Annotated in this window: 18 protein-coding genes; 9 read left to right on the plus strand and 9 right to left on the minus strand. The window is 38.7% G+C overall.

All coding sequences use genetic code 11. The features are described 5' to 3' along the window. The first annotated feature begins 38 nt into the window (after positions 1-38). Positions 39-1,295, plus strand: a complete 1,257-nt coding sequence (locus tag D7322_RS20000; RefSeq protein WP_147430494.1) for a hypothetical protein — start codon at positions 39-41, stop codon at positions 1,293-1,295. Positions 1,296-1,528: 233 nt separating this feature from the next. On the opposite strand, the gene D7322_RS20005 is transcribed toward D7322_RS20000, so the two are convergent. The 4 genes from D7322_RS20005 to D7322_RS20025 all read right to left on the minus strand — a co-directional run bounded on the left by D7322_RS20005 (position 1,529) and on the right by D7322_RS20025 (position 6,814). Continuing rightward, entirely contained in the window at positions 1,529-3,115 is a 1,587-nt protein-coding gene (locus D7322_RS20005; protein ID WP_220700134.1) for a glycoside hydrolase family 16 protein, read from the minus strand. Between the two features lie 276 nt (positions 3,116-3,391). Further along, the gene (locus D7322_RS20010) at positions 3,392-4,390 is read right to left on the minus strand and encodes a hypothetical protein (RefSeq protein ID WP_147430495.1); all 999 of its coding nucleotides are present in this window, start codon (positions 4,388-4,390) and stop codon (positions 3,392-3,394) included. 510 nt (positions 4,391-4,900) lie between these two features. Next, positions 4,901-5,089 (minus strand): hypothetical protein, encoded by a 189-nt coding sequence (locus D7322_RS20020; protein WP_121126005.1) that lies wholly within the window; start codon positions 5,087-5,089, stop codon positions 4,901-4,903. A 381-nt stretch (positions 5,090-5,470) separates the two neighbouring features. Next, positions 5,471-6,814 carry a MutS-related protein gene (locus D7322_RS20025; RefSeq protein ID WP_121126006.1) on the minus strand — a complete coding sequence of 448 codons (1,344 nt, stop codon included), beginning with the start codon at positions 6,812-6,814 and terminating at the stop codon, positions 5,471-5,473. A gap of 350 nt (positions 6,815-7,164) precedes the next feature. Here D7322_RS20025 and D7322_RS20030 point away from each other — a divergent pair, with 350 nt between their 5' ends. Next, the gene (locus tag D7322_RS20030; protein ID WP_121126007.1) at positions 7,165-7,440 is read left to right on the plus strand and encodes a helix-turn-helix domain-containing protein; all 276 of its coding nucleotides are present in this window, start codon (positions 7,165-7,167) and stop codon (positions 7,438-7,440) included. 847 nt (positions 7,441-8,287) lie between these two features. Then, complete coding sequence (locus tag D7322_RS20040) at positions 8,288-8,983, plus strand: type 1 glutamine amidotransferase domain-containing protein (RefSeq protein WP_121126069.1); 696 nt, start codon at positions 8,288-8,290, stop codon at positions 8,981-8,983. 174 nt (positions 8,984-9,157) lie between these two features. On the opposite strand, the gene ligD is transcribed toward D7322_RS20040, so the two are convergent. Further along, positions 9,158-11,860 (minus strand): DNA ligase D, encoded by a 2,703-nt coding sequence (ligD, locus tag D7322_RS20045; protein WP_121126008.1) that lies wholly within the window; start codon positions 11,858-11,860, stop codon positions 9,158-9,160. 222 nt (positions 11,861-12,082) lie between these two features. Between ligD and D7322_RS20050 the strand changes: the two genes are divergently transcribed. The 4 genes from D7322_RS20050 (at position 12,083) to D7322_RS20065 (ending at position 15,431) form a co-directional block, all read left to right on the plus strand. Further along, positions 12,083-12,811 carry a DUF4382 domain-containing protein gene (locus D7322_RS20050; protein ID WP_183078779.1) on the plus strand — a complete coding sequence of 243 codons (729 nt, stop codon included), beginning with the start codon at positions 12,083-12,085 and terminating at the stop codon, positions 12,809-12,811. 314 nt (positions 12,812-13,125) lie between these two features. Beyond that, positions 13,126-14,157 carry a fatty acid desaturase gene (locus D7322_RS20055; protein ID WP_121126010.1) on the plus strand — a complete coding sequence of 344 codons (1,032 nt, stop codon included), beginning with the start codon at positions 13,126-13,128 and terminating at the stop codon, positions 14,155-14,157. Between the two features lie 334 nt (positions 14,158-14,491). Continuing rightward, positions 14,492-14,785 (plus strand): hypothetical protein, encoded by a 294-nt coding sequence (locus D7322_RS20060; protein ID WP_121126011.1) that lies wholly within the window; start codon positions 14,492-14,494, stop codon positions 14,783-14,785. Between the two features lie 178 nt (positions 14,786-14,963). Further along, positions 14,964-15,431 carry a PA2169 family four-helix-bundle protein gene (locus tag D7322_RS20065; RefSeq protein ID WP_121126012.1) on the plus strand — a complete coding sequence of 156 codons (468 nt, stop codon included), beginning with the start codon at positions 14,964-14,966 and terminating at the stop codon, positions 15,429-15,431. 96 nt (positions 15,432-15,527) lie between these two features. Here the strand turns inward: D7322_RS20065 and D7322_RS20070 are convergent, their stop codons facing one another. After that, entirely contained in the window at positions 15,528-15,785 is a 258-nt protein-coding gene (locus D7322_RS20070; RefSeq protein ID WP_121126013.1) for an FUSC family protein, read from the minus strand. A gap of 365 nt (positions 15,786-16,150) precedes the next feature. Continuing rightward, positions 16,151-16,669 carry a pyridoxamine 5'-phosphate oxidase family protein gene (locus D7322_RS20075; RefSeq protein WP_121126014.1) on the minus strand — a complete coding sequence of 173 codons (519 nt, stop codon included), beginning with the start codon at positions 16,667-16,669 and terminating at the stop codon, positions 16,151-16,153. A gap of 547 nt (positions 16,670-17,216) precedes the next feature. Between D7322_RS20075 and D7322_RS20080 the strand changes: the two genes are divergently transcribed. Further along, positions 17,217-18,470, plus strand: a complete 1,254-nt coding sequence (locus D7322_RS20080; protein ID WP_121126015.1) for a putative DNA modification/repair radical SAM protein — start codon at positions 17,217-17,219, stop codon at positions 18,468-18,470. Further along, on the plus strand, positions 18,470-19,228 hold the full coding sequence (locus D7322_RS20085; RefSeq protein ID WP_121126016.1) for a TIGR03915 family putative DNA repair protein: 759 nt from the start codon (positions 18,470-18,472) through the stop codon (positions 19,226-19,228). The genes D7322_RS20080 and D7322_RS20085 overlap by 1 nt, the downstream gene beginning before the upstream one ends. A 67-nt stretch (positions 19,229-19,295) precedes the next feature. Here the strand turns inward: D7322_RS20085 and D7322_RS28510 are convergent, their stop codons facing one another. Continuing rightward, the gene (locus tag D7322_RS28510; protein WP_183078780.1) at positions 19,296-19,469 is read right to left on the minus strand and encodes a hypothetical protein; all 174 of its coding nucleotides are present in this window, start codon (positions 19,467-19,469) and stop codon (positions 19,296-19,298) included. A gap of 252 nt (positions 19,470-19,721) precedes the next feature. Then, positions 19,722-20,918, minus strand: a complete 1,197-nt coding sequence (locus tag D7322_RS20095; protein WP_121126070.1) for a GTP-binding protein — start codon at positions 20,916-20,918, stop codon at positions 19,722-19,724. Between the last annotated feature and the right edge of the window lie 115 nt (positions 20,919-21,033).

Below are 21,033 nucleotides of genomic sequence, written 5' to 3' on the forward strand. Positions count from 1 at the left end.
ATGGATAAATATTAAATTAATCAATATAAACTTCTATTATGACTTCTATTGCAGAAAAAAGTATCAAAGCGTGGTCCCCATCAAAGAAATTCTTCTTCCGATTTTCTTTCGTTTTCATCTTTTCATTCATACTAGTTTTCAATAATGGTGCTTTTCCACTTTTCGGATACATCGGCAAACCATTAACTGATCTTATGCATTGGATCACACCTTGGTTTGCGAAAACCATTTTACAATATCAGTACGATTATACTATTTTTATCAATGGAAGTGGGGATACTTCCTATGCTTGGGTATCGTTACTTTTGCTTGTCATAGTTGCCGCAGTAGCCGCAATTAGCTGGTCTTTATTTGATTTGAAGCGTCAAAACTATGAAACCTTATATTATTGGTTGACCACAACAATACGTTATTATATTGCATTCATGTTGATAAACTACGGTGTAATTAAAGTGATGCATTTCCAAATGCAGCCGCCCTCACTGTCACAGTTGATGCAACCACTGGGAGAATACACTCCGATGGGACTGGCATGGACATTTATTGGTTTTTCTAAAGGCTACAATATTCTCATTGGAATAGCTGAAATATTGTCGGGATTCCTTCTATTCCGGAAAACCGTTGTGTTGGGCGCTCTAGTAACCATTGTCACGAGCATTAATATCATGTCCATCAACTATTTTTACGATGTTCCAGTGAAGATGGTTTCGACTGCCTTGTTTTTGTTTTCACTGTTTTTGTTGCTACCTTCCGCACATACACTGGTTTCCCTATTTATTAAAGGGCAACCTGCACAGTTATTAACCATTCAACAACCATTATTTAATAAAGTATGGAAGAGAAAAGGACTTGTCGTCTTTAAAATATTAATACTTACCATCTTTGGAGTACAGCAAGTAATTGGGACTTTTAACACCCAGAAGTTAATCGACGCCTTTTTTAAAAAATCACCGCTCTACGGAATCTACCATTTTGAAAAAAACGATGAGAATATCAAAACCATTCCAAAAGAATGGCGGCAAATCATTTTTCAGCAGGATAACGATCGTGCCTTTGTCCGTGATATAGACTACAATCCTCTGTCCCTATCTGTCTTAATTGATTCCCAACAACAAAAACTCACATTGAACAATTATCAATATGATTATGAAATCGATCGAAATGGAAATATCTTATTGACGAAAACTATTGAAAACCGTATTGAGAAAATTAAGCTTATCAAACAGGATTCTCAAAAATCAGGATTAATGAAACGCTCCTTCCATTGGATACAGGAGTATCCAAATAGCCGTTAAAAAGTTCCACAATTGAAGAGCTTTTGGAAAGGGTACATTGCTTTTTTTGGTACAATTAATGGAAAAAGTAAGACAAAACGTGTCTACTTAATTTTATCATTCTTTTTTTTACTATATTTAACCAAAAGCCAATGTTTGAAACAGGCATAACAAAAAAGTGGAGATCTAAAAAAAGATATTCATCTACATGGAGCCATATTTCCATAATTATGGTAGGATAAGTTTCAGTTATTTTATTTCTTCTTTACTGTTATATTATCTAAATATATGGTCTCTTTACCTGTGTTCGTAAAAGCTATTCGCACTATCTTTTTATTTGGATTGATTTCCTGACCAGTCACAAAATTAATTTCTTGTTTTTTACCTTTCTTACCCAACTCCAGTGTCTGTTGCTTTAGATTCGACAGTTCTCCGCTCACAACCTTCACATCGTCTACTGTTACGGCTATACTGCCACCTCTGCCCCAATACCTAAGGTTAAATTGTTGCGCTGGGTCCAGATAAATGTACTGTTCTATCTTTTTCCCTTGCGCAAGTACAAGAGCCTTACTTCCCTTTTCACCTATACCCTCCGCAATCGTACCGTCTCCTTCCCAGGGTTTGAGACCAGCTTTTCCCTCAAAATCGGGATTAGGGAGCTCATTTCCATCACGCAAAGGCCAGTTATAGGCACGGATATAATCGACCTCCATATTTACCCCACCTTCGGAACCGTATGTGCCTAAAAACACATTCATAAAATGGTTGGGTGAGTAGATTTGATTTTTATCGTCGTACTCTTTAATTAAATCACCATTGATATAATGTTTAACACTCGTTGGAGTCCACAACACACCATGGGTAACCCACTGGCCTACATGCTCATATCCTTCGGCAATATGTGTGGCAAGATTACGTTGAAATACCCCTTTCGTATCGACATGTCCGTGGATGACAAATTGAGCCGTGATATATTCAAACACATCTATTTCAAACAATTGGCCTTTTGGGCGTATTCCTTTTATTCCATCAACCTCGGCTCCCTCTTGAAGATAGTAACGAATATCCGGTCCTGGTGAATCGAACCAAAATGCAGTATTTGTTCCTTTCGGGTTACCTTGGCGGTTGCGCCGTACTTTTACCTCAAAATAACCACCTTTACTATTGTCCAGCAAATTTTCATTCGTTTTCCAGTCATAGGTCTGAATGGATGAAATCTTTTGGTTTCCACCTTCTGTAAAGATTCGCTTTGGGATGGTATCATTCACATAGAGGTTAATTGCGGATCCGTCAAGCGTATAGGCCGGCTGGGGTAATTGATTCTGCAACATCTCCTGCTTTGATTTTTCATTTAGATAATTCAATGAGGAGAAATAATTGGTGGTCCATTTATTCCGGTTTAAAAGTCGATCATTAAACTCGTCCTGCCAATAGACTTCCATACCAAGCGGAACCGCTCTTGAACTCGGATTTTTTTGTACTTCACCTAGCTCCATATCATCAAGCTGCCATGTCTTGCTCGTATGCACTTTTCCATTCGCCAACGATTTACCTGTTGCAGATTCCACCCAGATATAATAAGCCGTTTCGGGGTCTACCTGTTGAATATAGTAACGTCTGGCTCCATCAGCTAATATGGCATTGGTTGTCTGCGGCTTCTTATTCGTTTTCGCCCAAAAGACCTTCGTCCCGGTCATGTTCGGTTGATTATCATCCAGATCCACACGGATCCAGCTCCGGGTGCCCAATAGTTGTAATGGTATGTCCGATTTCGCCGTTTGAGCCAATAGCCCGAGCGCTGACAATACCTGAATACTGGCAAGAAATATATATATTTTCACAATTGTCTGATTTTATAAAAGAACCAGCTATAGCTGATCTATTTACGAGCAGACTATAACCACACGATAATAATGAGAATTATCAGTATTGGCAACTCTGATCAAAACGCAACCGTTTGTTTAATTTGGCAGCGCAGACAAACAGGGAGGCCCGACGCGTTTTATCCGTCGTAATGGAAAGCTGATTTCTATTGTTCCCAGAAATAAAAACACACCCAAGGTATTCATCAGATTATAGAGCAAATAATAAAAATCTTCGAGCCCCCATTAGCGCATTTAATTACTCTTTTCTTCGCGAACAAGAAAATCATAGGAATACCAAAACTTTAAAAGTGAAAAATTGTCAAGACTTCTGAGTGAATAGCTTATGGGAAAATCAAATGAATTGCTTTGCTTTTCAAACTCTTTTTTAAATTCCGTTACCAGTTTTGAAATTTCTTGTAGACCATTCGCACGTCTGATAAAGCTTTCTTTTCTGCCACCGCGTAAATAGATCAACAGATCCGAAGCATTAAGGATCGTTTTCTCTTTTTCAACCAATGGTTGGCCGCTCAGTAATTTATCGAGCGCGTTTTTGAAATCAACTCGCGGAAAATCACTCTCCCCCATCATAATCACATGAGTACCGTAATTCACAACATTCGTATAATAGGGATTAAAACCGGCATGCCTGAGTTGAACAACATCTTTACTTGGAAAGGCAGACGAAAACTCATTGAATTGTGCCATTAATGAAAATGCGATATTTTCACTACGCATCAAACAGCTATAAGCTCTTATAACGGTTGTTGAATCATGGTGTTCAACAAGCTTTAGGACACTGTCTACATCAGGACTATTATTGAGGTGATAACGAATTGACTCATAATCAAAAAAATCTGTCACTGAAAAACCCGACATAGTAAACTCAGAACTTTTATTTTTTCGGGCATATGAACGAACACCTTCAAACGTAGGTACGATTTTCGCGCTGGATATAACAGGAGTGGTTGGTACTATTTTGATTTTAAACGGCTTATAGTGACTACGCAAGGAAACAAGTCCAACGGTAGGCATAGTATCTTTCAGTCCCCATACTGTTCCTAAATAAAAATCTTTATCTACGGTCTGGTCAACGTAGAACTGGTTTATCGAAAAACCAACAGAACGACTAATAAATTTAAATTTTTTTGATAATGTACTACCATCGATCTCCATGGAATCAGGATCAACTTCCTCCTTGTCACAACTGGACAATAAAAACAAACCGAGCAACAGTACAAAAAGATGTTTCATGATTCAAAAATTACTCGCTTTCCAAAAGTCAAAATATTTCCGTACATACAGCGGTAAGGCTAAAGGCTTTTGGCTCTTTATCAAAGATATAGAAAAATACTATTCTAACCTATATAAAAATCAGAATAACAAATGGATAAGACAAAAAACAGCATCATAAGTATACGTACAACATCCCGGGCAACCAGCAGAAGATAGAGATAATCATGGAAATCGCAAATTCTTAAAAAGTAAAAGCCGCTGGAACGGGGAATTCCGAACGGCTTCTTTCTAACCTAATGAAAAACATCTATACCGCCACCGGTAACGTGTTGATCTCCTATTCCAAATATATCTCGTTTATTTCTCCTGTGTACCATCTATTTACAATCCGTATCTGTGATTTACGATTCGTATCTACCGTATCCCGCAGGTGATTGTCTGGCTACCACAGTTGTTGAGGTGGTAGCTGATCAACAACAGGCTTATCAACTACTTGGATAACTTTTCCAGATTTCAAACAAGAGGACTTTATGATTCGTTTTTATTTCTTTTTAAAAGATCAGTTGACAATAAAGCAGTAATGGATGCCGCAGTCAACGCCGAAATTCCAAGATTTAGCGTAATGACCAAAAAATGATCGGAAAGTGAATACTTAATACCATAATATGTAATGGCGTAAGTAACCAAATAAGTGATAAATGCCTTAATAATTTCCATTATATTAATACATGGGATACAGCTACAGTAATTTTCGATACAAATATAAAGAGCTTCTTTCCTCCCTTCTCCTCTCGCTTACGATTCGTCTTGGATAATTTATGATTCGTCGTTTTCAACCACGATCAAGGTATAAAAATTCTAACCCCCTGAGTAAATAATGTAAAATATATTACTTATTTTCAGATCAACAAACTTAGATTCGGTTATTGACCTTTATTTTTACGGATGCCGGGTTAATTCTTTACTTGATGCTTTAATACGGATTTCGCTCGTTTCTCCTTTTTCGCTTTTACGATGATCAATGCCATTCCATTGTATACTTTAAATAACTTTGGAAAGAAGTAAAATCAACTGCATTGCCATTATCCGCCGATACGATTAATACCGTGACCTGGCTGCAAGTAAAACGTTAAATACCTGTTCTCTTTTCAATAGCCACATACCAAGTTTATCTTGAGCGACACCTTCTAAGAGTTTATAGGTAAAGATGAGCCCTTTGGATTCATCCAGTTTCACGCCTAAATGTTTCATTACAGCCCCTTTTTCTTCCAGGGAAGAAGAAATTTCGGTGATATGAGATGATAGTAAGAATATACTATTCTCAAATCCCCGAAGACAGCTGATAAGTTGTGACGTCGCCTCACTGGCATCGTTATGATTTGTTCCCTTAAACAGCTCATCCATCAGGACAAATATCTTGTTACCCGCTGCAAGCAACTCAGCTAAGTGCTTAAGGCGAAGCACCTCATTAAAAAAATGGCTAGCTCCAGCGCTGATATTATCCCCTAAATTTATTGTCGCCAATATGCCATCAAAGAGCACTGTTTCCATCGCTTCCGCAGGAACTGGAAAACCCATATGCGCCAAATACACGCAGGTACCTATTGTTTTTAACAATGTAGATTTTCCCGTCATATTCGCACCCGTCAGGTACCATAAGTTACCGCCACTTTTTATTTCAATATCATTCTTAACCGGATCTTCCAAAAAGAGATTATATCCGGCCTGAATTCGAACCATATCGGAACCTGGGTCATGATCCTTTATATCGGGGAATACAAGATGCCTTTCTTTAGTACATATAGCTACACCATACAACGCATCCAATTGATACAAGACAGCAAAGACTTCACGTATCGCATTCCGTTTGATATTCCTAAAAAGATAATCGTATTTAATCATCAGTTCCAGTGAAAGTTTATCCTCAAGTAATTTTTCAAACTCACCTAAATCAATATCTTCCAATACGCGATCAATTTTGTTGAAATAATCAGCGATAAAACTTTTTGTGGGATGCGCAGATTTAACAGCACCAAGAAATACATTGAGATAATCTATTATTTTAGCTATTTCATGAATGGAGCGTCTAATTAATAGATGGCGTTTTTTAAAATCCACTGAAAGAAAATTTGTGGTGACAAGCTCTAAATAATAGGAGGTCCTGGTCGGTGAATACGGCTCCAGTGGCAAAGATAAATATTGTTCCAAGTCTTGCATCATATACTTATCCAAAATATCTGTGATATCTACTTCTTGCATATAACGGATAATCCATTGCCTGTCCAATATCTTAGATTTAGCTGAAAGAGGATCAAGAAAATAGGAATACAAGGTATCACGCCCGCCCAATGTAACTGTACCATCAAACAAATCGAACAAATCTCTATATTGATTATTCGTAACATTTAAGTCTGCTAATGTCTGTTTGTCAATAATAAACATATTTTCTTGGAATTTTTATGGTAATCTTTGGTTCCTTGTATTTAAACTTACTTAAAATCACTACTATTCACAATACTGTATCAGAATAGTTATTGTATACTTCTCAGTATACCAACAACAGTTACCATGCTCGTGCCGGTATTCCGGATCATTCGGATGAAAGTTTTGCAAAAATACTCGTTATTCAGGTCGCTCGTGAGTTCATTTCATAAAATAGACGATTACCTTATTACCCGAAAAGCATCTCCCTTCACTTGAATTTTACGGCAAACCTCATCCGAAAGGAAATATCCGAAATCCGGGAGGATCAAAAAGCTTTATTTTAAAGGTCATCACGTACATACAGCGGTATGCTAAGGACAAAGATAAAACCCACAATCCGGCAGATCGCTTCACACTTTGGCATATCCAAAAATTATTTTGATGAGTATTTCAAACAACAGACCGGAACATCCTCCCTAGATTACCGGCTTGCTTATCGATTGGAATTGGTCGAAACTTACCTGCGTTATAGTAGCACGCGACTTGGAGAAATCGCCCACGAATTGGAGTTCAGTGACAAAAACCATCTTTCAAAATTATTAAAAAAACACAGAGGACTTACACCGAATGAATACAGAAAATAAAAGCCTTTAATAAAAAAACACCCGATAGCATGGGGTACTCCGGGTGTTTTAGCCATATTATTAACCTATTTTATGAAAAGTGCCCGTGATGGGCAACACTAAAGTAGAAAAAAACTTTGTATAAACAAAATAAAAAATAAAAAAAATAGGATTTCTCATCTTCGCTAAACCGGTTAAACATTGATTTTGAAAAATAACATAATCTCCTTGATCTAGTATACAAACCCGGAATTAATTAATCTCAAAGCCAATAGTAACATCGTAATTACAGGGATATAACAAGGGATTAACAGGGGTTTATCAGGGGTAATACCCTATTAACCCCTTATTAATACAGTATAAAAATAGTATTATTTCACTTTTATTTCAGTAGGTGATATTAAGCTGGTAATAACCTATTTATACAGTAGAGCTTATCCGCTTGATATTTAGTAAATAACCAATTATATGTAGACACACTTCCAAAAGAAGACGCAGCACGCTGAGATCAGGAGATTTTGCTTAATTTTAGTCCATTAATTAACTGTAAGCTATGAACGGTCGCGAAATTCTCAGGCAACATATCGATAAAACCATCCATTATTCTATCCCTACTCAACAACGACTCGCGCAGTCGTTATGAGGAATTGGTGCTCCAATATCCTGAATTGTATAATATTGTTCCAAAACATTTGATTGCATCTTATCTCGGGGGGGCGTGAGACACTCAGCCAGCTCTATCACTAAAAATAATGTGGTCTATATCACCAAAACAAACCATTCTTTAAAATGTGATGTATATCACATAGGGGTCTGAAGATTTATGCCCTATTTTGTGTTACCATTTAGACAATTAATTTTTAAAAAGATGAAAAAAGAGAATTTAAAGGTATTGGTCGTTTTGACTTCACATGACCAGCTGGGAGATACAGGAGCTAAAACAGGTTTTTGGGTGGAAGAGTTCGCAGCTCCCTACTATATTATGGCCGATGCAGGCATTGACATCACCATCGCTTCGCCAAAAGGCGGGCAACCACCTATAGATCCCAAAAGCGCACTTCCTGATTTCCAGACCGCAGCAACAAAGCGCTTTGATGCGGATAATGAACTTCAGCGCAAATTAGCCAACAGTGTCGTTTTGTCTGAGATTAATGAACAGGATTACGACGCAATTTTCTATCCGGGCGGCCATGGTCCACTGTGGGATCTCGCAAATGACAAAACTTCTATTTCATTGATTGAGACATTCTGGAAGCACAATAAACCTGTTGCTGCTGTATGCCACGCCCCTGGAGTCTTTCGATTTGTAAAAAATCCTGATGGCAGTCCATTGGTGCAGGGCAAAAAAATTACCGGTTTTTCGAATTCCGAAGAGGAAGCTGTACAGTTGACAGATGTTGTCCCTTTTCTAGTTGAAGACGAATTGATCAATCTTGGCGGACAGTATAGTAAAGGTGATGATTGGAGCAGTCATGTGGTCAAAGATGGTAAGCTTATCACTGGCCAAAATCCCGGCTCATCAGAAGAGGCTGCAAAAGAACTGCTAACTCTGTTGAAGCAATAGTCGTCTGACGATTGAAAAGTATACCAATACCGAATGTATAGCAGAAAGAAATACTAAGTTTAACGGTATTGCACATTGCTTTATTCTATAAACGCCATTATTATAGGCTCAGTCCTATTATAATGGCGTTTTTATTTAACAATGAAAGGTGACGCTATATTAACTGAAATAAGACTATTTCGCAGAATAGGCACGAATGATCTTTTTTAGGTCGATCCCTTTGCCCAATACAGGCTTAAAAATATCACCCATACTATTTATCCGTTCTATGGCATTAAAAATAGTAAAATCGGTCATCTTCAGTCCCTTCTTTACCTCGTCCCAGTGGAGTGGCATGGACACAGTAGCTCCAGGTTTTGGCCGGACAGAATAGACCGACGCAATAGTTGCGTGAGGTCTATTTTGAAGAAAATCCAGATACATCTTTCCTTTTCGGTCACGTACAGTACGATCGAGACTAGTATAAGCTGGTATTTCAGCATGCACCAAAGTCACGATGATACGCGCAAACTCTTTAGCTTGATCATAAGTATATTTGTTTCCCAAAGGAATATAAATATGAAGCCCTGTAGAACCGCTTGTCTTGCAATAACTAGGCACTCCCATATTGTCCAGAATCTGCTTGGTCACCTGAGCTGCTTCGATCACCTGATCGAAAGAGTTTTTATCCGGATCAAGGTCGATGATACAGTAGGTTGGATGATCAGGTTTTTTAACTGTACTGTTCCAAGGATTCATTTCTATGCAACCGAGGTTGGCCATGTATAATAAAGTTGCTTCGTCCTTCCCGACGAGATAATGTCTATCCCGATTATCCGCTTCACTTTGATATAAATAAAGTTCAGCCCATTCCGGCGCGGTATCGGTAACATCTTTGAAATAGAACCCCTCTCCATTGATACCATTTGGGAATCGGTTCATGCTCTGAGGCCTACCTTTTAGGTATGGTAAGATGAAGGGTGCAACCTGGTAATAATAATTGATAAGGTCGCCTTTGGTGATCTTTTCCTTTGGCCAAAAAATCTTGTCAAGATTGGTAAACCTGAGCTCCTGCTTATTGATGTTTTTTACTTGAGTTTTCTCTGTTGGATTTAACAAGGTCTTGCGTCCTCCAGCCATACGCGATTTAACCATATGATTCGTTTTATCTGCAACAATCTGTTGTACTGGCTCTTCCTTTTCGAGCATTATTTTCTTTGGATTTTTATCTTCCCGCATACCAACAAACGAAGGATGTCGCATAACGCCATCGTTCGTTATTTCCGTAAAACTGACCTCACATACGAGTTCAGGCCGCAACCAAGTCACCGATGCATGTGGTGGATTGGGACGGAAGCGCGAAGGTTTGTTGACATTAGGTTCTTCTGCAAAAGGCGCCTCTTCTATGATCAATGGCTTAAATAATGTCATCATTTCTTTTTGCATCTTAGTATTGAAGCCGGTACCAACCTTTCCGGTATAAATGAGTTTTTTCTCTTCGTATATGCCTACAAGCAGACTACTAAATAACTTACCTGAATCATCGTTTAGGGTATAACCACCAATAACAACTTCCTGACGCTTATTGGCTTTAATTTTTAACCAGTCATGTGAGCGGTTATTCGCATGATAGCTACTATATTTTCGCTTAGCCATGATCCCTTCCAAGCCCAGCTTTTTCGCTTCCTTAAGAAAGTCGGCACCGGAAGTATCAAAACTCTCACTGAAAAGAATTTGTTCGTTCTGCGGAAGTACAGTTTTTAAAATGGCTTTTCTTTCGAGAAGAGATAGGCTCTTTAAATCTTTACCCTCATACCACAAGATATCAAATACATAATAGACAAGATCACCGTCGGCTTCACTGCGCCAATTCTGCAGACCTCCGAAATTTGCTACACCATTTTTGTCCAATACAACCACTTCCCCATCCATAATCGCATTGATTTTTATTTTCTTGAGCTGATCGTAAATGGGGTAAAACTTTTCGTTGAAACTCTTGTCATTTCGAGACTTCAGTTCCACTTCCCCTTTATGCATAAAGGCAACCGCCCGATAACCGTCCCATTTTACCTCATAAACCCAGTCACCATTATCAAAAGGTTTATCAACCAAGGTTGCAAGCATAGGCTCAATATGGGTATAAAAGGCTTGCGCGGGAGATTTTTTCAACAGTTTATCTGGCACCATCTGAGTTTCTAATGGTTCTTCAGGCTTTGCTTCAGACTGTTCGCTAATCATTTCAGCAGCCTTTTTTGTTGTACTGTGTTTATCTTTTAGTGTGCTATCTTTTTTAACAATCTTTTTCCCATATACCTTATCGGGTGATTTTTCCATCTGCGCTATGGTCTTACCGGAGATAACGGATTTATCTTTTTTTGTGATATCCTGATCGCTTGCATATTTATCCTCAAGTTTCATCAGCAACCAGCCGTTATCCCCTCGTCCATGAACCTTGACCAGTGCAAATTCTCCTTTCAGCTTTTTTCCATGAAGCCTAAATTTTAACTTTCCGGAATAGAGCTGGTGTCTGAGACTTTTGTCCATGGTGGCGATATCATCCTTTGCACCTTCTACGGACTCATAAGTTCCTTGATCCCAAACGATAACAGTTCCGCCACCGTATTGACCTTTAGGAATAATTCCCTCAAAAATTCGATAATCATAGGGATGATCTTCGACCATCATAGCAAGTCGCTTGATCGTTGGATCCATAGAAGGCCCCTTTGGTACGGCCCAGCTTTTCAGCACTCCATCCATCTCTAAGCGAAAATCATAATGCAAATGAGAGGCATCATGTTTCTGTACAACAAATCTCAGTTCCTTGCCGTTCGGCTTTCCGCCAAAGGGTTCCGGTGTTTTTTCGGCAGTGCGTTTGTCTCTATATTTCATTAATCCCATAGCACCATTTTTTAATGATAAATAATGTTAATCATAACACAATGCTGCAACTAAAAAGGTTTAAATAAACAACATATATTTCTCATGAACGGTGCTATAATTTTCATTTCACCTCCAATACCCATGTAACATTTTAAATACATTGGCACAGCATTTGTATCGGGTGTCATAAAAATACTAACTATGAAAATAAATTTAATTTTCACTGCATTAGCAGCCACAATGCTGTTAGGCAGTTGTAGTGAGGATGATTACCGATCTACTCCCACAACTCCCGTTACCATTAAAATTACGGACGCTCCTGGTTATTATGATGCCATTCACCTAAACATTGATGAAGTTGAAATACGTACAAGTTCAGGCAGTGAAAGTTTAGATGTTGACGGAAACCCATTTAACATTCTCAATTATACAATGGGTAAAGATACCGTAATTGCGGGTGATGACGTTCCTTCAGGTATGATTCAGGAAATCAGACTAAAACTTGAAGATGAGGGGAATGAAATCTGGGTTGATGGGACCCGTCATCCGCTCACAACGCCCAGCGGTCAGTCTTCGGGAGTTAAGATAAAAGTGCAAGACGAACTGATTCCTAATGTCGCCTATACTCTTTTACTTGATTTTGATGCATCGAAGTCAATCGTACAAACTGGCAATGGTAAATACCTGCTTAAACCGGTCATCCGTGCAATTCCAGTAGCGACTTCAGGTGCAATTACCGGTACTGTTAATCCTGCAGCTTCACTGGCACATGTGTTCGCCATCAATGGAGTCGATACCGTTGGAACTTTAGCTAATTCCGTCGGGAAATTCTATTTTCCGGGTATTTCAGAAGGCACATACAAAATCGTTATTCAACCTACAGTGTCAGGTTACATGGACAAAACTATTGAAGGCGTTCAAGTCGTAAAGGGAAGCGTTAAAGATATAGGTACTATTTCAGTCCAATAACAACCGTTAGCGAACAAGAAGCCAATTACGATTATATTCAAAAAGCCCGGATCTTTCTTGAATATAATCGTAATAGCTTTTTTTTGCGTTTCATATCGTTCGCTCCCTTTATGAAACAGCTCAACTACCAATGGACAGCATATTGGTAAAGAGACGGTAGTAGGGCGAAGACAAAAAATGCCTATTGTCATTCAAAACCCGACGATTACATTAAAAAGTATGGTCTTATTATGTTAAACTTTTTGAATTAACACTTTTTAACCGATATATACCGTAGCTTAGCACTTTATCAACAATTAGAATCAACCAACAGAATGCCCTTTTTAGATCATGTACTCCAAACCCCCAGCTACGGATGGAAAGACGACAATGGAGACCTTATTAAACCGAGCCCAAAACAGATATTCAGCGAATTTTTCAAAAGATTGAATGTTTTTAAGGACCAACGCAACTGGCTCCCCTTTTTTAGCTGGCTGAAAGTAGCTTGTCTTATTCCATTTTTCTTTGTTTTTCTCTTTGCCCACCTTAGCTGGTGGACGGTCCTGGCAGCTTTTATCTACAGTATGATCGTTATGGGTACGCATGGTACCATCTGGCATCATCGGTTTTCCACACATGGTGCCTTTAAATTTAGAAACTCCTTCTGGCGTTTCTTTACGCAAAATCTTACTATAAATGTAATACCCGAAGAAATTTATGTAATTTCTCATCATGTCCACCATGCAAAATCCGATCAACCCGGAGATCCGTACAATGCACAGGCAGGATTTCTCTATTGCTTCTTAGCAGATGTAAACCATCAACCCATTGCCAAAGATCTGAACGAAAACTCTTATAACCGTGTAAAACTGCTTATGAAGCACACTGGGGTTACCGCCAATAGCTATGCACAATATCAAAAATGGGGCTCTTATGTTAATCCGACCCATGCGATTCTATCTTGGGTGTTGAACTGGTCATTTTGGTATATTGTATTCTTTTTGATCGGTGGACACGCTCTGGCTTGTTGCTTGTTTGGTGCGGCTGGATTTTGGGCCATTGGTGTACGTACTTTTAATTATGAAGGCCATGCCAAAGGTGAAGATAAACAACGGGAAGGGATAGATTTTAATGAAAAAGACAAATCCATCAATCAACTTTGGCCCGGTATCGTAGCGGGCGAGTGGCACAACAACCATCACCTCTATCCCAAAAGCGCCCGTAGTGGCTTTAGGCCTTACCAGATCGACTTGGCCTGGTGTTATATCAAGTTGATGCACAAGTTAGGTGCCGTCAGTAGCTATCGCGACGACAAAAAACGGTTCAATGAGCAGTACCACAAGCCTTATATTGATGCCAAAAAATAACAATTAAAAAAGAGTAATATTGCTATAAACTATTTCACTGGCATTTACCCCTCACGAATCAACAAACAAAGCCGCTAAAGATGGAGCTACTTTGTTTGTTGATCCCAACTCTTAATTTAATAATTCATCCGCACGAAATACTATAAATTAATTCTATAAATCCAAACGATGGCACCATGCATTGTTTTTTATAAAAAACGTTTACTAATAAATGGTTATTTCTTAGGTTGCGATTCTTCGATTCCTATCATTCAGGTATAAACGCAGCAAGTTGCGTATTACTTCGGTCAACTTTAAACCTCTTCGATCGGTTCTATATAAAAAAGACAATTATATGAAACCATTCAATAACCCAAAAATTGTACATCGGGGTATGTACATCTTTCTTATGACAATTATTCCCAACCCGGACCCAAGGGAACCAAGCCCAGATCTAAGTAAGCAAAATAAAGGCATTTTCACAGACGAAGACGATCGCACAGCAGATCCGGACGATCATAATAACAATCCAAATACAGATTTATCAGGTATTAAAGATGATCGCACACATGATCCTGATGAGGCTCAGGATGAGCAGGAAGACAAAGAAAATGATAAACCTGATTTATCGGGGGACATTAACGTCTAAAAAACGCCCATGCATTGGAATTGTAATTATTGAATCTCACTGTTATCATACCATTTTTAAAGTTTCGATAACCAGCTCGTAAAAATACTGAGCAAAGGATTAAATACCTGAATCGCATATAGGGCAAACGGAGCAGCCCTTTGATAGGTTTATTAAATGTAAATAAATCAAATTTAATATGGAAAATAACATCAATAACCCCGAAATTATCAATGACATTATCAAGATCAATAACGATAGAATCGAAGGCTACAACAAAGCGATAGAACTTGCACACAACCACGGACTGCATGAACTGGAACCAGACTTTAGAAAATACATCGATCAATCCCAATCGTTTATTGCAGATTTGACACCTTACATGGAACTTGAAGGAAAAGAGCCTACAGACGGTACCATGCTCAGTGGTAAACTTTTTAGAGCTTGGATGGGTATAAAAGTGAATGTCACTGGCAACGATAAAAAAAGCCTGCTGGAAAGCTGTGAAAAAGGTGAGGACGCCTTTAAAGCCACTTATAAAAAGGTGCTGGAGGAAGACACTGATGAGCTAACGCCCAATTTAAAAAATGTACTGGCAATGCAATTAAACAAACAGCTGGAAGCGCATGACAACATAAAAATGTTGCGTGATAATGCTTCGCTATAAATAACGACTGACAAGGTTAAATTAACATCTGGATTTCTTCACAATCCTAATACCGAAGCGCTAAATGCTTCGGTATCATTATTTTAAACATATAGATTACTCTTTATTCAGGTTTCTGGATTTTAGTTCATCATCAAGAGCTTCGTCATTTTTTTTCCAACGCATAAATGCCCAAGCGCCCATGACGAGGAGCATAAATGTGAAAATAGTAATACCCTTATTCACGATACCATAAATCAATACACCGGCACAAAATCCAACTAGCACGGCGTTGATCAGTTTGTTGCTTTTTTGCTGCTTTTTTCTTTCCAATAATTCCTGGTCAGTCAATTCATTTAATTCTCGTTCTTTCATAGTGTCAATATTTTGGTCAGTCCATATGAATCAAATATACACACAAAAAATTATCCGCATATGTCACTGCAAGGATATCTACTCTTTTTTTTTCCAGAAGATGGATACCTTAAATTCTTTTATGTAATTTAAAACTTTTTGAGTTTAAGAAAGTCTGGGATCCTATGCATTGATAACGGGAAAATCCGTTATTAAATCATCTTAAAAACTAAACGTGCCAACAAAAAAGTCTACATGAAATAATATATGTAGACTTTTGGATCTATTCATTGCCTGCGATTCAGCTATATGTTTATTCCTATATATGCTGTTCCCACCCCTTTAAAAGGTTATCTTTCTTATATTGGGCGGGCGTAAATGATATCTTAGCTTCCGGCTCTGAGATTTAAATCCCCTTCCTTGCCAATATCCTCGGAATGACCAGTTACCGTCGCCTTCAGCATGTTAAAAATATTGACAATCTTATTGGAATTCGAATCCCAATAATGCGCATCTTGAGGAGTTACACGCACTAGCCGGATATTGGGGTCTTCCTTCCCCTTTTTAAACCAGCCTTCCATCATTTTGTTCCAGTAACGATCAATTCTTGCCTGATCCCTGGATAAACTGGCCGTACCATTGACGCTCAAAAAAGTATAATTTTTTGGATCTGCATAAAAGAGCGACACTCTAGGATCGTTTTCGATATTTTGATGAGTTTCGCTTTCTGCGGAACAAATATACCATATGTCCCCCGCAGGGTCAACCTCCTGTCTACTCATAGGAACACCATGTGGATATACAGACTCTTTGCTAAAAGAACAAATAGTACCTACGTCGATCTGATCAATGATTGTTTTCAGTTTATCCAATGCTTCCTGATTTTTCATATTTTTCTCTGCCATAATATGTCGTTTACTATTGAACAACCACTCCCATCAAATAGTTCGATTAAGTTTGAAACTTGCTACAGGTACATATCCGGTAAAAGATTATATTTCCTGGACAATATTATCGACATCTTACATCAACTTTATGCTATCGCAAACGACTTATATAACAGCGAAATCCACCGTATAAAGTTCATTTCCGTAAATGGATACGTTCGAAGAATCTATTCCGTTATAACTTCTATTATCATCGCCTATGTATAATTATTCTTCCTGACATTAAATCAACCATTTGTTTGGGGTAATATGGATAAATTGTAGACATAAACAAATAAAAGATGATTGAAAGAATAGCAACCTATTGGAATGGAAGAGATGATCTTATTAGCACTTCCATAGTTTCCCTCCAACTCGAAGTCGAGTCTTTTTAGGTTACCATCTTTGGAAAAAGAACTTTGGACTCGTTTTGCCAACACAGACCTACAGAATTATTTTTGGCCCTTGCTGTATTATATTTACTAATAAAAATAGTAATTTTACATAAATTACTAAAATATTGATCATGATTGGATTTGACGATAAGTTGAGAATCTTAGCTGATGCGGCAAAATATGATGTCAGCTGTAGCTCCAGTGGGGGAAAGCGCAAAAATACCAATGGCATTGGTGATGCATCAGCGAGCGGTATCTGCCATACCTATACCGAGGATGGCCGGTGTGTCTCCCTGCTGAAGATTTTAATGACCAACTATTGTATCTACGATTGCTCATTTTGTGTCAGCAGACGTAGCAATGATGTCCAACGAGCTGCATTTTCAGTTAAGGAAGTCGTCGACCTGACGATGAATTTCTATCGCCGTAATTATATTGAAGGCCTGTTTTTAAGTTCCGGTATTTTTAAATCCGCAGATTATACGATGGAAAGATTGATGCTCGTCGTAAAAAAGCTTCGCACCGAAGAGAGATTTAATGGCTATATTCACTTAAAAGCTATCCCTGGAGCCAGCGAGTCTCTATTGAAGCAGGCCGGCCTATATGTTGACAGGATGAGTGTCAATCTGGAGATCCCTACGGAGGAGGGCTTAAAGCTTGTTGCCCCAGAAAAAGACCATCAATCCGTCCGTGAGCCTTTGGCAATTGTCAAAAATGAAATCCTTAACATTCAACAGCATAAAAATATTGTCAAAAAACTACCGTTGTTTGTCCCTGCAGGCCAAAGTACACAGATGGTCATTGGAGCTACCCCAGAGACAGACCTACAGATTATGCGGACCGCTGATGAATTTTATAAAGATTATAAACTTAAGCGCGTTTACTATTCAGGTTATATACCCATAAACGCGACAGATAGTACGCTTCCGCAAATCGGCACTACACCTCCCCTTGTTCGTGAAAATAGACTTTATCAAACAGATTGGTTATTGCGGTTCTACGGATTCTCCCTTCATGAAATCCTAAATACCAAACATCAACAGCTTGAACTGGATATAGACCCCAAGCTCGCTTGGGCCTTACGTAATCCCCAATTTTTTCCGATCGATATCAATACGGCCGATTACAGCTCAATTATTCGAATTCCTGGAATTGGCAGACAGTCCGCAAACAAAATCGTGCAGGCACGTCAATACGGAAAATTAAAGGAATACCAGTTGCGTAAGCTAGGAATTGCGTTTAACAGAGCCAAATACTTTATGATTTGCGTAGATACCGTCATAAGTGCCGGATTTCATTACCCGGAACAGATTCGAAAAACTCTTATTGGACACCAGACCAGCACCAAATCAAATAGCATTCAAACGCAGTTAACATTATTTTGATGAATTATATTTTCGATGGAAGTTATTATGGCTATCTATGTTGTGTTTTCGAAGCTTTTGAACGAAAAGAATTTGACGCTATTCCAACCACTTCACAGCAGCTGGAAATCAATATCTTTTCACAGAAACGGCAGATCCATACAGATGAACTTAAAGCCTTACGTATCTTGACTGCAATGAATAAGATAATTGGACCGCAAAATGGCAAGATCTTTTATCACAATTTTCTAAGCGATAGTCCCTCCGAATGGATCAACGGCTTTCGGCTAATGGTAGAACTTTTCAGATCCGGAAAAATAAATATGCAGAATTATGGACGACCAGATTTGCTACGCATACATCAGACGGTTAAGAAAGTGAGCCGGGAGAGACACCGGATGAAGGCTTTTATACGATTTGTCAAATCCGACAATGGCTTGTATACAGCTATTGTAGAACCTGATTTTAATGTCATCCCATTAGTAGTTGACTTTTTTAAGAATCGCTTTACTGATCAACAATGGCTGATCTATGATATACGGCGAAAATACGGATTTTATTACGATTGCCGCCATGTAGAGGAGGTATCTAGCTATGGTGAGGATGAAGTTCAGAATCCTTACAGTTTAGAAATAGATCTGGACCCGAAGGAAAAAGAATTCCAGCATCTCTGGAAAACCTATTTTAAAAGCACTACGATCGAATCTCGGCAGAATTTAAAACTTCACTTGAGACATGTTCCCAAGCGATATTGGAAATACTTGACCGAAAAACAATAGGTAATCATCAGCACAGGGCCAATAAATAACACGCTTACTCCCGGCCCTGCTCTGATCACTCTTTCGATCATTTAGATCCGCCGAATAATTTGCTAATAATCCATATAACAATTGCCACGACGACTACGACCAGCAATATACCCGACCAGACACCTGCCTTAAATATACCTTCAATGGCAGCGCAGCTGGAAACAAGAACCAATAAACTCGACATTAAAGCAAAAGGAATTATTTTTTTCATAAGATTATATATTTTACTCATTTAACTATTCTTAAGACAATATATAATCTGAAATTGTTTCAAAAAATGAACTGCTCCTATATTATTTATAAAAGTCCTGATTTCTATTATTACAATTTTAGTTACTATTAATGAGCAAGATAACATCAAAGAAAAAGTTCCGATTTATAACAATCCAGCCTTTAACTATACACTAATCAACTTGTTTTTTTGTTCTACTAAAATAACTGGGCACCGGTATCCTGAAATCGGTTAAAGATTTTCAGGAAATTCATCTTTCCACCAGGTAAAGCGCCAATCCTCGCTTTCTTGTACTGTCAACAGACAGGATTCCAATTCAGCCAAATATTCCTCTCTTTTCAAATGCTGCCCAATAAATACCAGCTCATTTTTCCGGTCTTCCCACTCAGGATGCCAGCGCCTCAACAAATCGTTCTTCACTTCAGCATAGATCGGATACTGGCTGCGTGTCGCTTCAGGCATGCTGCACCACCATGCTCCAGCGCTTTCCATCCGCACACTTCCTCCTGCCTGGCTAAAGCTGATCGCGATATCAGGACGAGACGCCATCCAGAGAAGTCCCTTAGCCCGTATGATATTACGCGGGTAGCGCTCATTAAGATAAGTATGTAGACGCTGTGGATGAAAAGGACGTTGGGACCGAAAAACGAACGAAGATATTCCATATTCATCTGTCTCCGGCCTATGCTCAGTTTCAAGCTCACGTATCCAGCCCGCGGAAGCTGACGCCTCCTCAAAGTCAAATGCACCAGTCCCCATAATCGCTTCCGGATTCACCTTTCCAAATTGTGTCCGGATCAACTTAGCTTCAGGATTAAGCTTACCGATAGCGGCCTCCAGAGTGCCTATTGTTTCTTCAGCGACGAGATCCACTTTATTGAGTATGATGACGTTGGCAAATTCGATCTGATCAGTCAAAAGATTGACAATTGCTCTATTGTCATGATCATCGTCCGTCAATTCCCTATCCCGCAAAGTTTCAGCACTTCCAAAGTCCTTCGCAAAATTCAAACAATCGACCACAGTAACCATCGTATCAATATAACTAAATGTAGATAGATCAATATTGTTGTCAGCATCTGCGTAACTGAACGTTTGCGCTACCGGAATTGGCTCCGAGATTCCTGTACTTTCGATCAGAAGATAATCAAATCGTTCTTCCTTTGCTAAACGTTCAACCTCGACCATAAGATCCTCCCGAAGTGTACAACATATACAGCCATTGCTCATTTCCACAAGCTTTTCCTCCGTCCGGGACAGTACATTTTCCCGTTCTACAGCCTGCGCGTCAATATTGACCTCACTCATATCGTTAACAATGACCGCAACTTTCTGACCATTTTTATTATGTAGAATATGATTCAATAAAGAAGTTTTTCCAGCCCCTAAAAAGCCACTCAATACAGTTACAGGTAGTTTTTTTCTCATTGTGATTGCCATTAAAATTTAATTTTCAATTTTTTCATCCTTTGGACATCGCTTCTCTCCAATTCCCTGCAGCAATACACCTCTTGCTTTTGTCTCGAACAAAATTAAAAACAAT

It is taken from the genome of Sphingobacterium puteale (genome assembly GCF_003627955.1).
In the GTDB taxonomy this organism is placed as follows: Bacteria; Bacteroidota; Bacteroidia; order Sphingobacteriales; family Sphingobacteriaceae; genus Sphingobacterium; species Sphingobacterium puteale.

Excerpts from the sequence above, each read along its gene's own strand:
- D7322_RS20085 (WP_121126016.1), top strand. The coding sequence starts at position 18,470 with ATGAATTATATTTTCGATGGAAGTTATTATGGCTATCTATGTTGTGTT.
- D7322_RS20050 (WP_183078779.1), top strand. The coding sequence starts at position 12,083 with ATGCTGTTAGGCAGTTGTAGTGAGGATGATTACCGATCTACTCCCACA.
- D7322_RS20075 (WP_121126014.1), bottom strand. The coding sequence starts at position 16,669 with ATGGCAGAGAAAAATATGAAAAATCAGGAAGCATTGGATAAACTGAAA.
- D7322_RS20080 (WP_121126015.1), top strand. The coding sequence starts at position 17,217 with ATGATTGGATTTGACGATAAGTTGAGAATCTTAGCTGATGCGGCAAAA.
- D7322_RS20055 (WP_121126010.1), top strand. The coding sequence starts at position 13,126 with ATGCCCTTTTTAGATCATGTACTCCAAACCCCCAGCTACGGATGGAAA.
- D7322_RS20025 (WP_121126006.1), bottom strand. The coding sequence starts at position 6,814 with ATGTTTATTATTGACAAACAGACATTAGCAGACTTAAATGTTACGAAT.
- D7322_RS20040 (WP_121126069.1), top strand. The coding sequence starts at position 8,288 with ATGAAAAAAGAGAATTTAAAGGTATTGGTCGTTTTGACTTCACATGAC.
- D7322_RS20095 (WP_121126070.1), bottom strand. The coding sequence starts at position 20,918 with ATGAGAAAAAAACTACCTGTAACTGTATTGAGTGGCTTTTTAGGGGCT.
- ligD (WP_121126008.1), bottom strand. The coding sequence starts at position 11,860 with ATGGGATTAATGAAATATAGAGACAAACGCACTGCCGAAAAAACACCG.
- D7322_RS28510 (WP_183078780.1), bottom strand. The coding sequence starts at position 19,469 with ATGAAAAAAATAATTCCTTTTGCTTTAATGTCGAGTTTATTGGTTCTT.
- D7322_RS20020 (WP_121126005.1), bottom strand. The coding sequence starts at position 5,089 with ATGGAAATTATTAAGGCATTTATCACTTATTTGGTTACTTACGCCATT.
- D7322_RS20070 (WP_121126013.1), bottom strand. The coding sequence starts at position 15,785 with ATGAAAGAACGAGAATTAAATGAATTGACTGACCAGGAATTATTGGAA.
- D7322_RS20060 (WP_121126011.1), top strand. The coding sequence starts at position 14,492 with ATGAAACCATTCAATAACCCAAAAATTGTACATCGGGGTATGTACATC.
- D7322_RS20030 (WP_121126007.1), top strand. The coding sequence starts at position 7,165 with ATGCTAAGGACAAAGATAAAACCCACAATCCGGCAGATCGCTTCACAC.
- D7322_RS20010 (WP_147430495.1), bottom strand. The coding sequence starts at position 4,390 with ATGAAACATCTTTTTGTACTGTTGCTCGGTTTGTTTTTATTGTCCAGT.
- D7322_RS20065 (WP_121126012.1), top strand. The coding sequence starts at position 14,964 with ATGGAAAATAACATCAATAACCCCGAAATTATCAATGACATTATCAAG.
- D7322_RS20000 (WP_147430494.1), top strand. The coding sequence starts at position 39 with ATGACTTCTATTGCAGAAAAAAGTATCAAAGCGTGGTCCCCATCAAAG.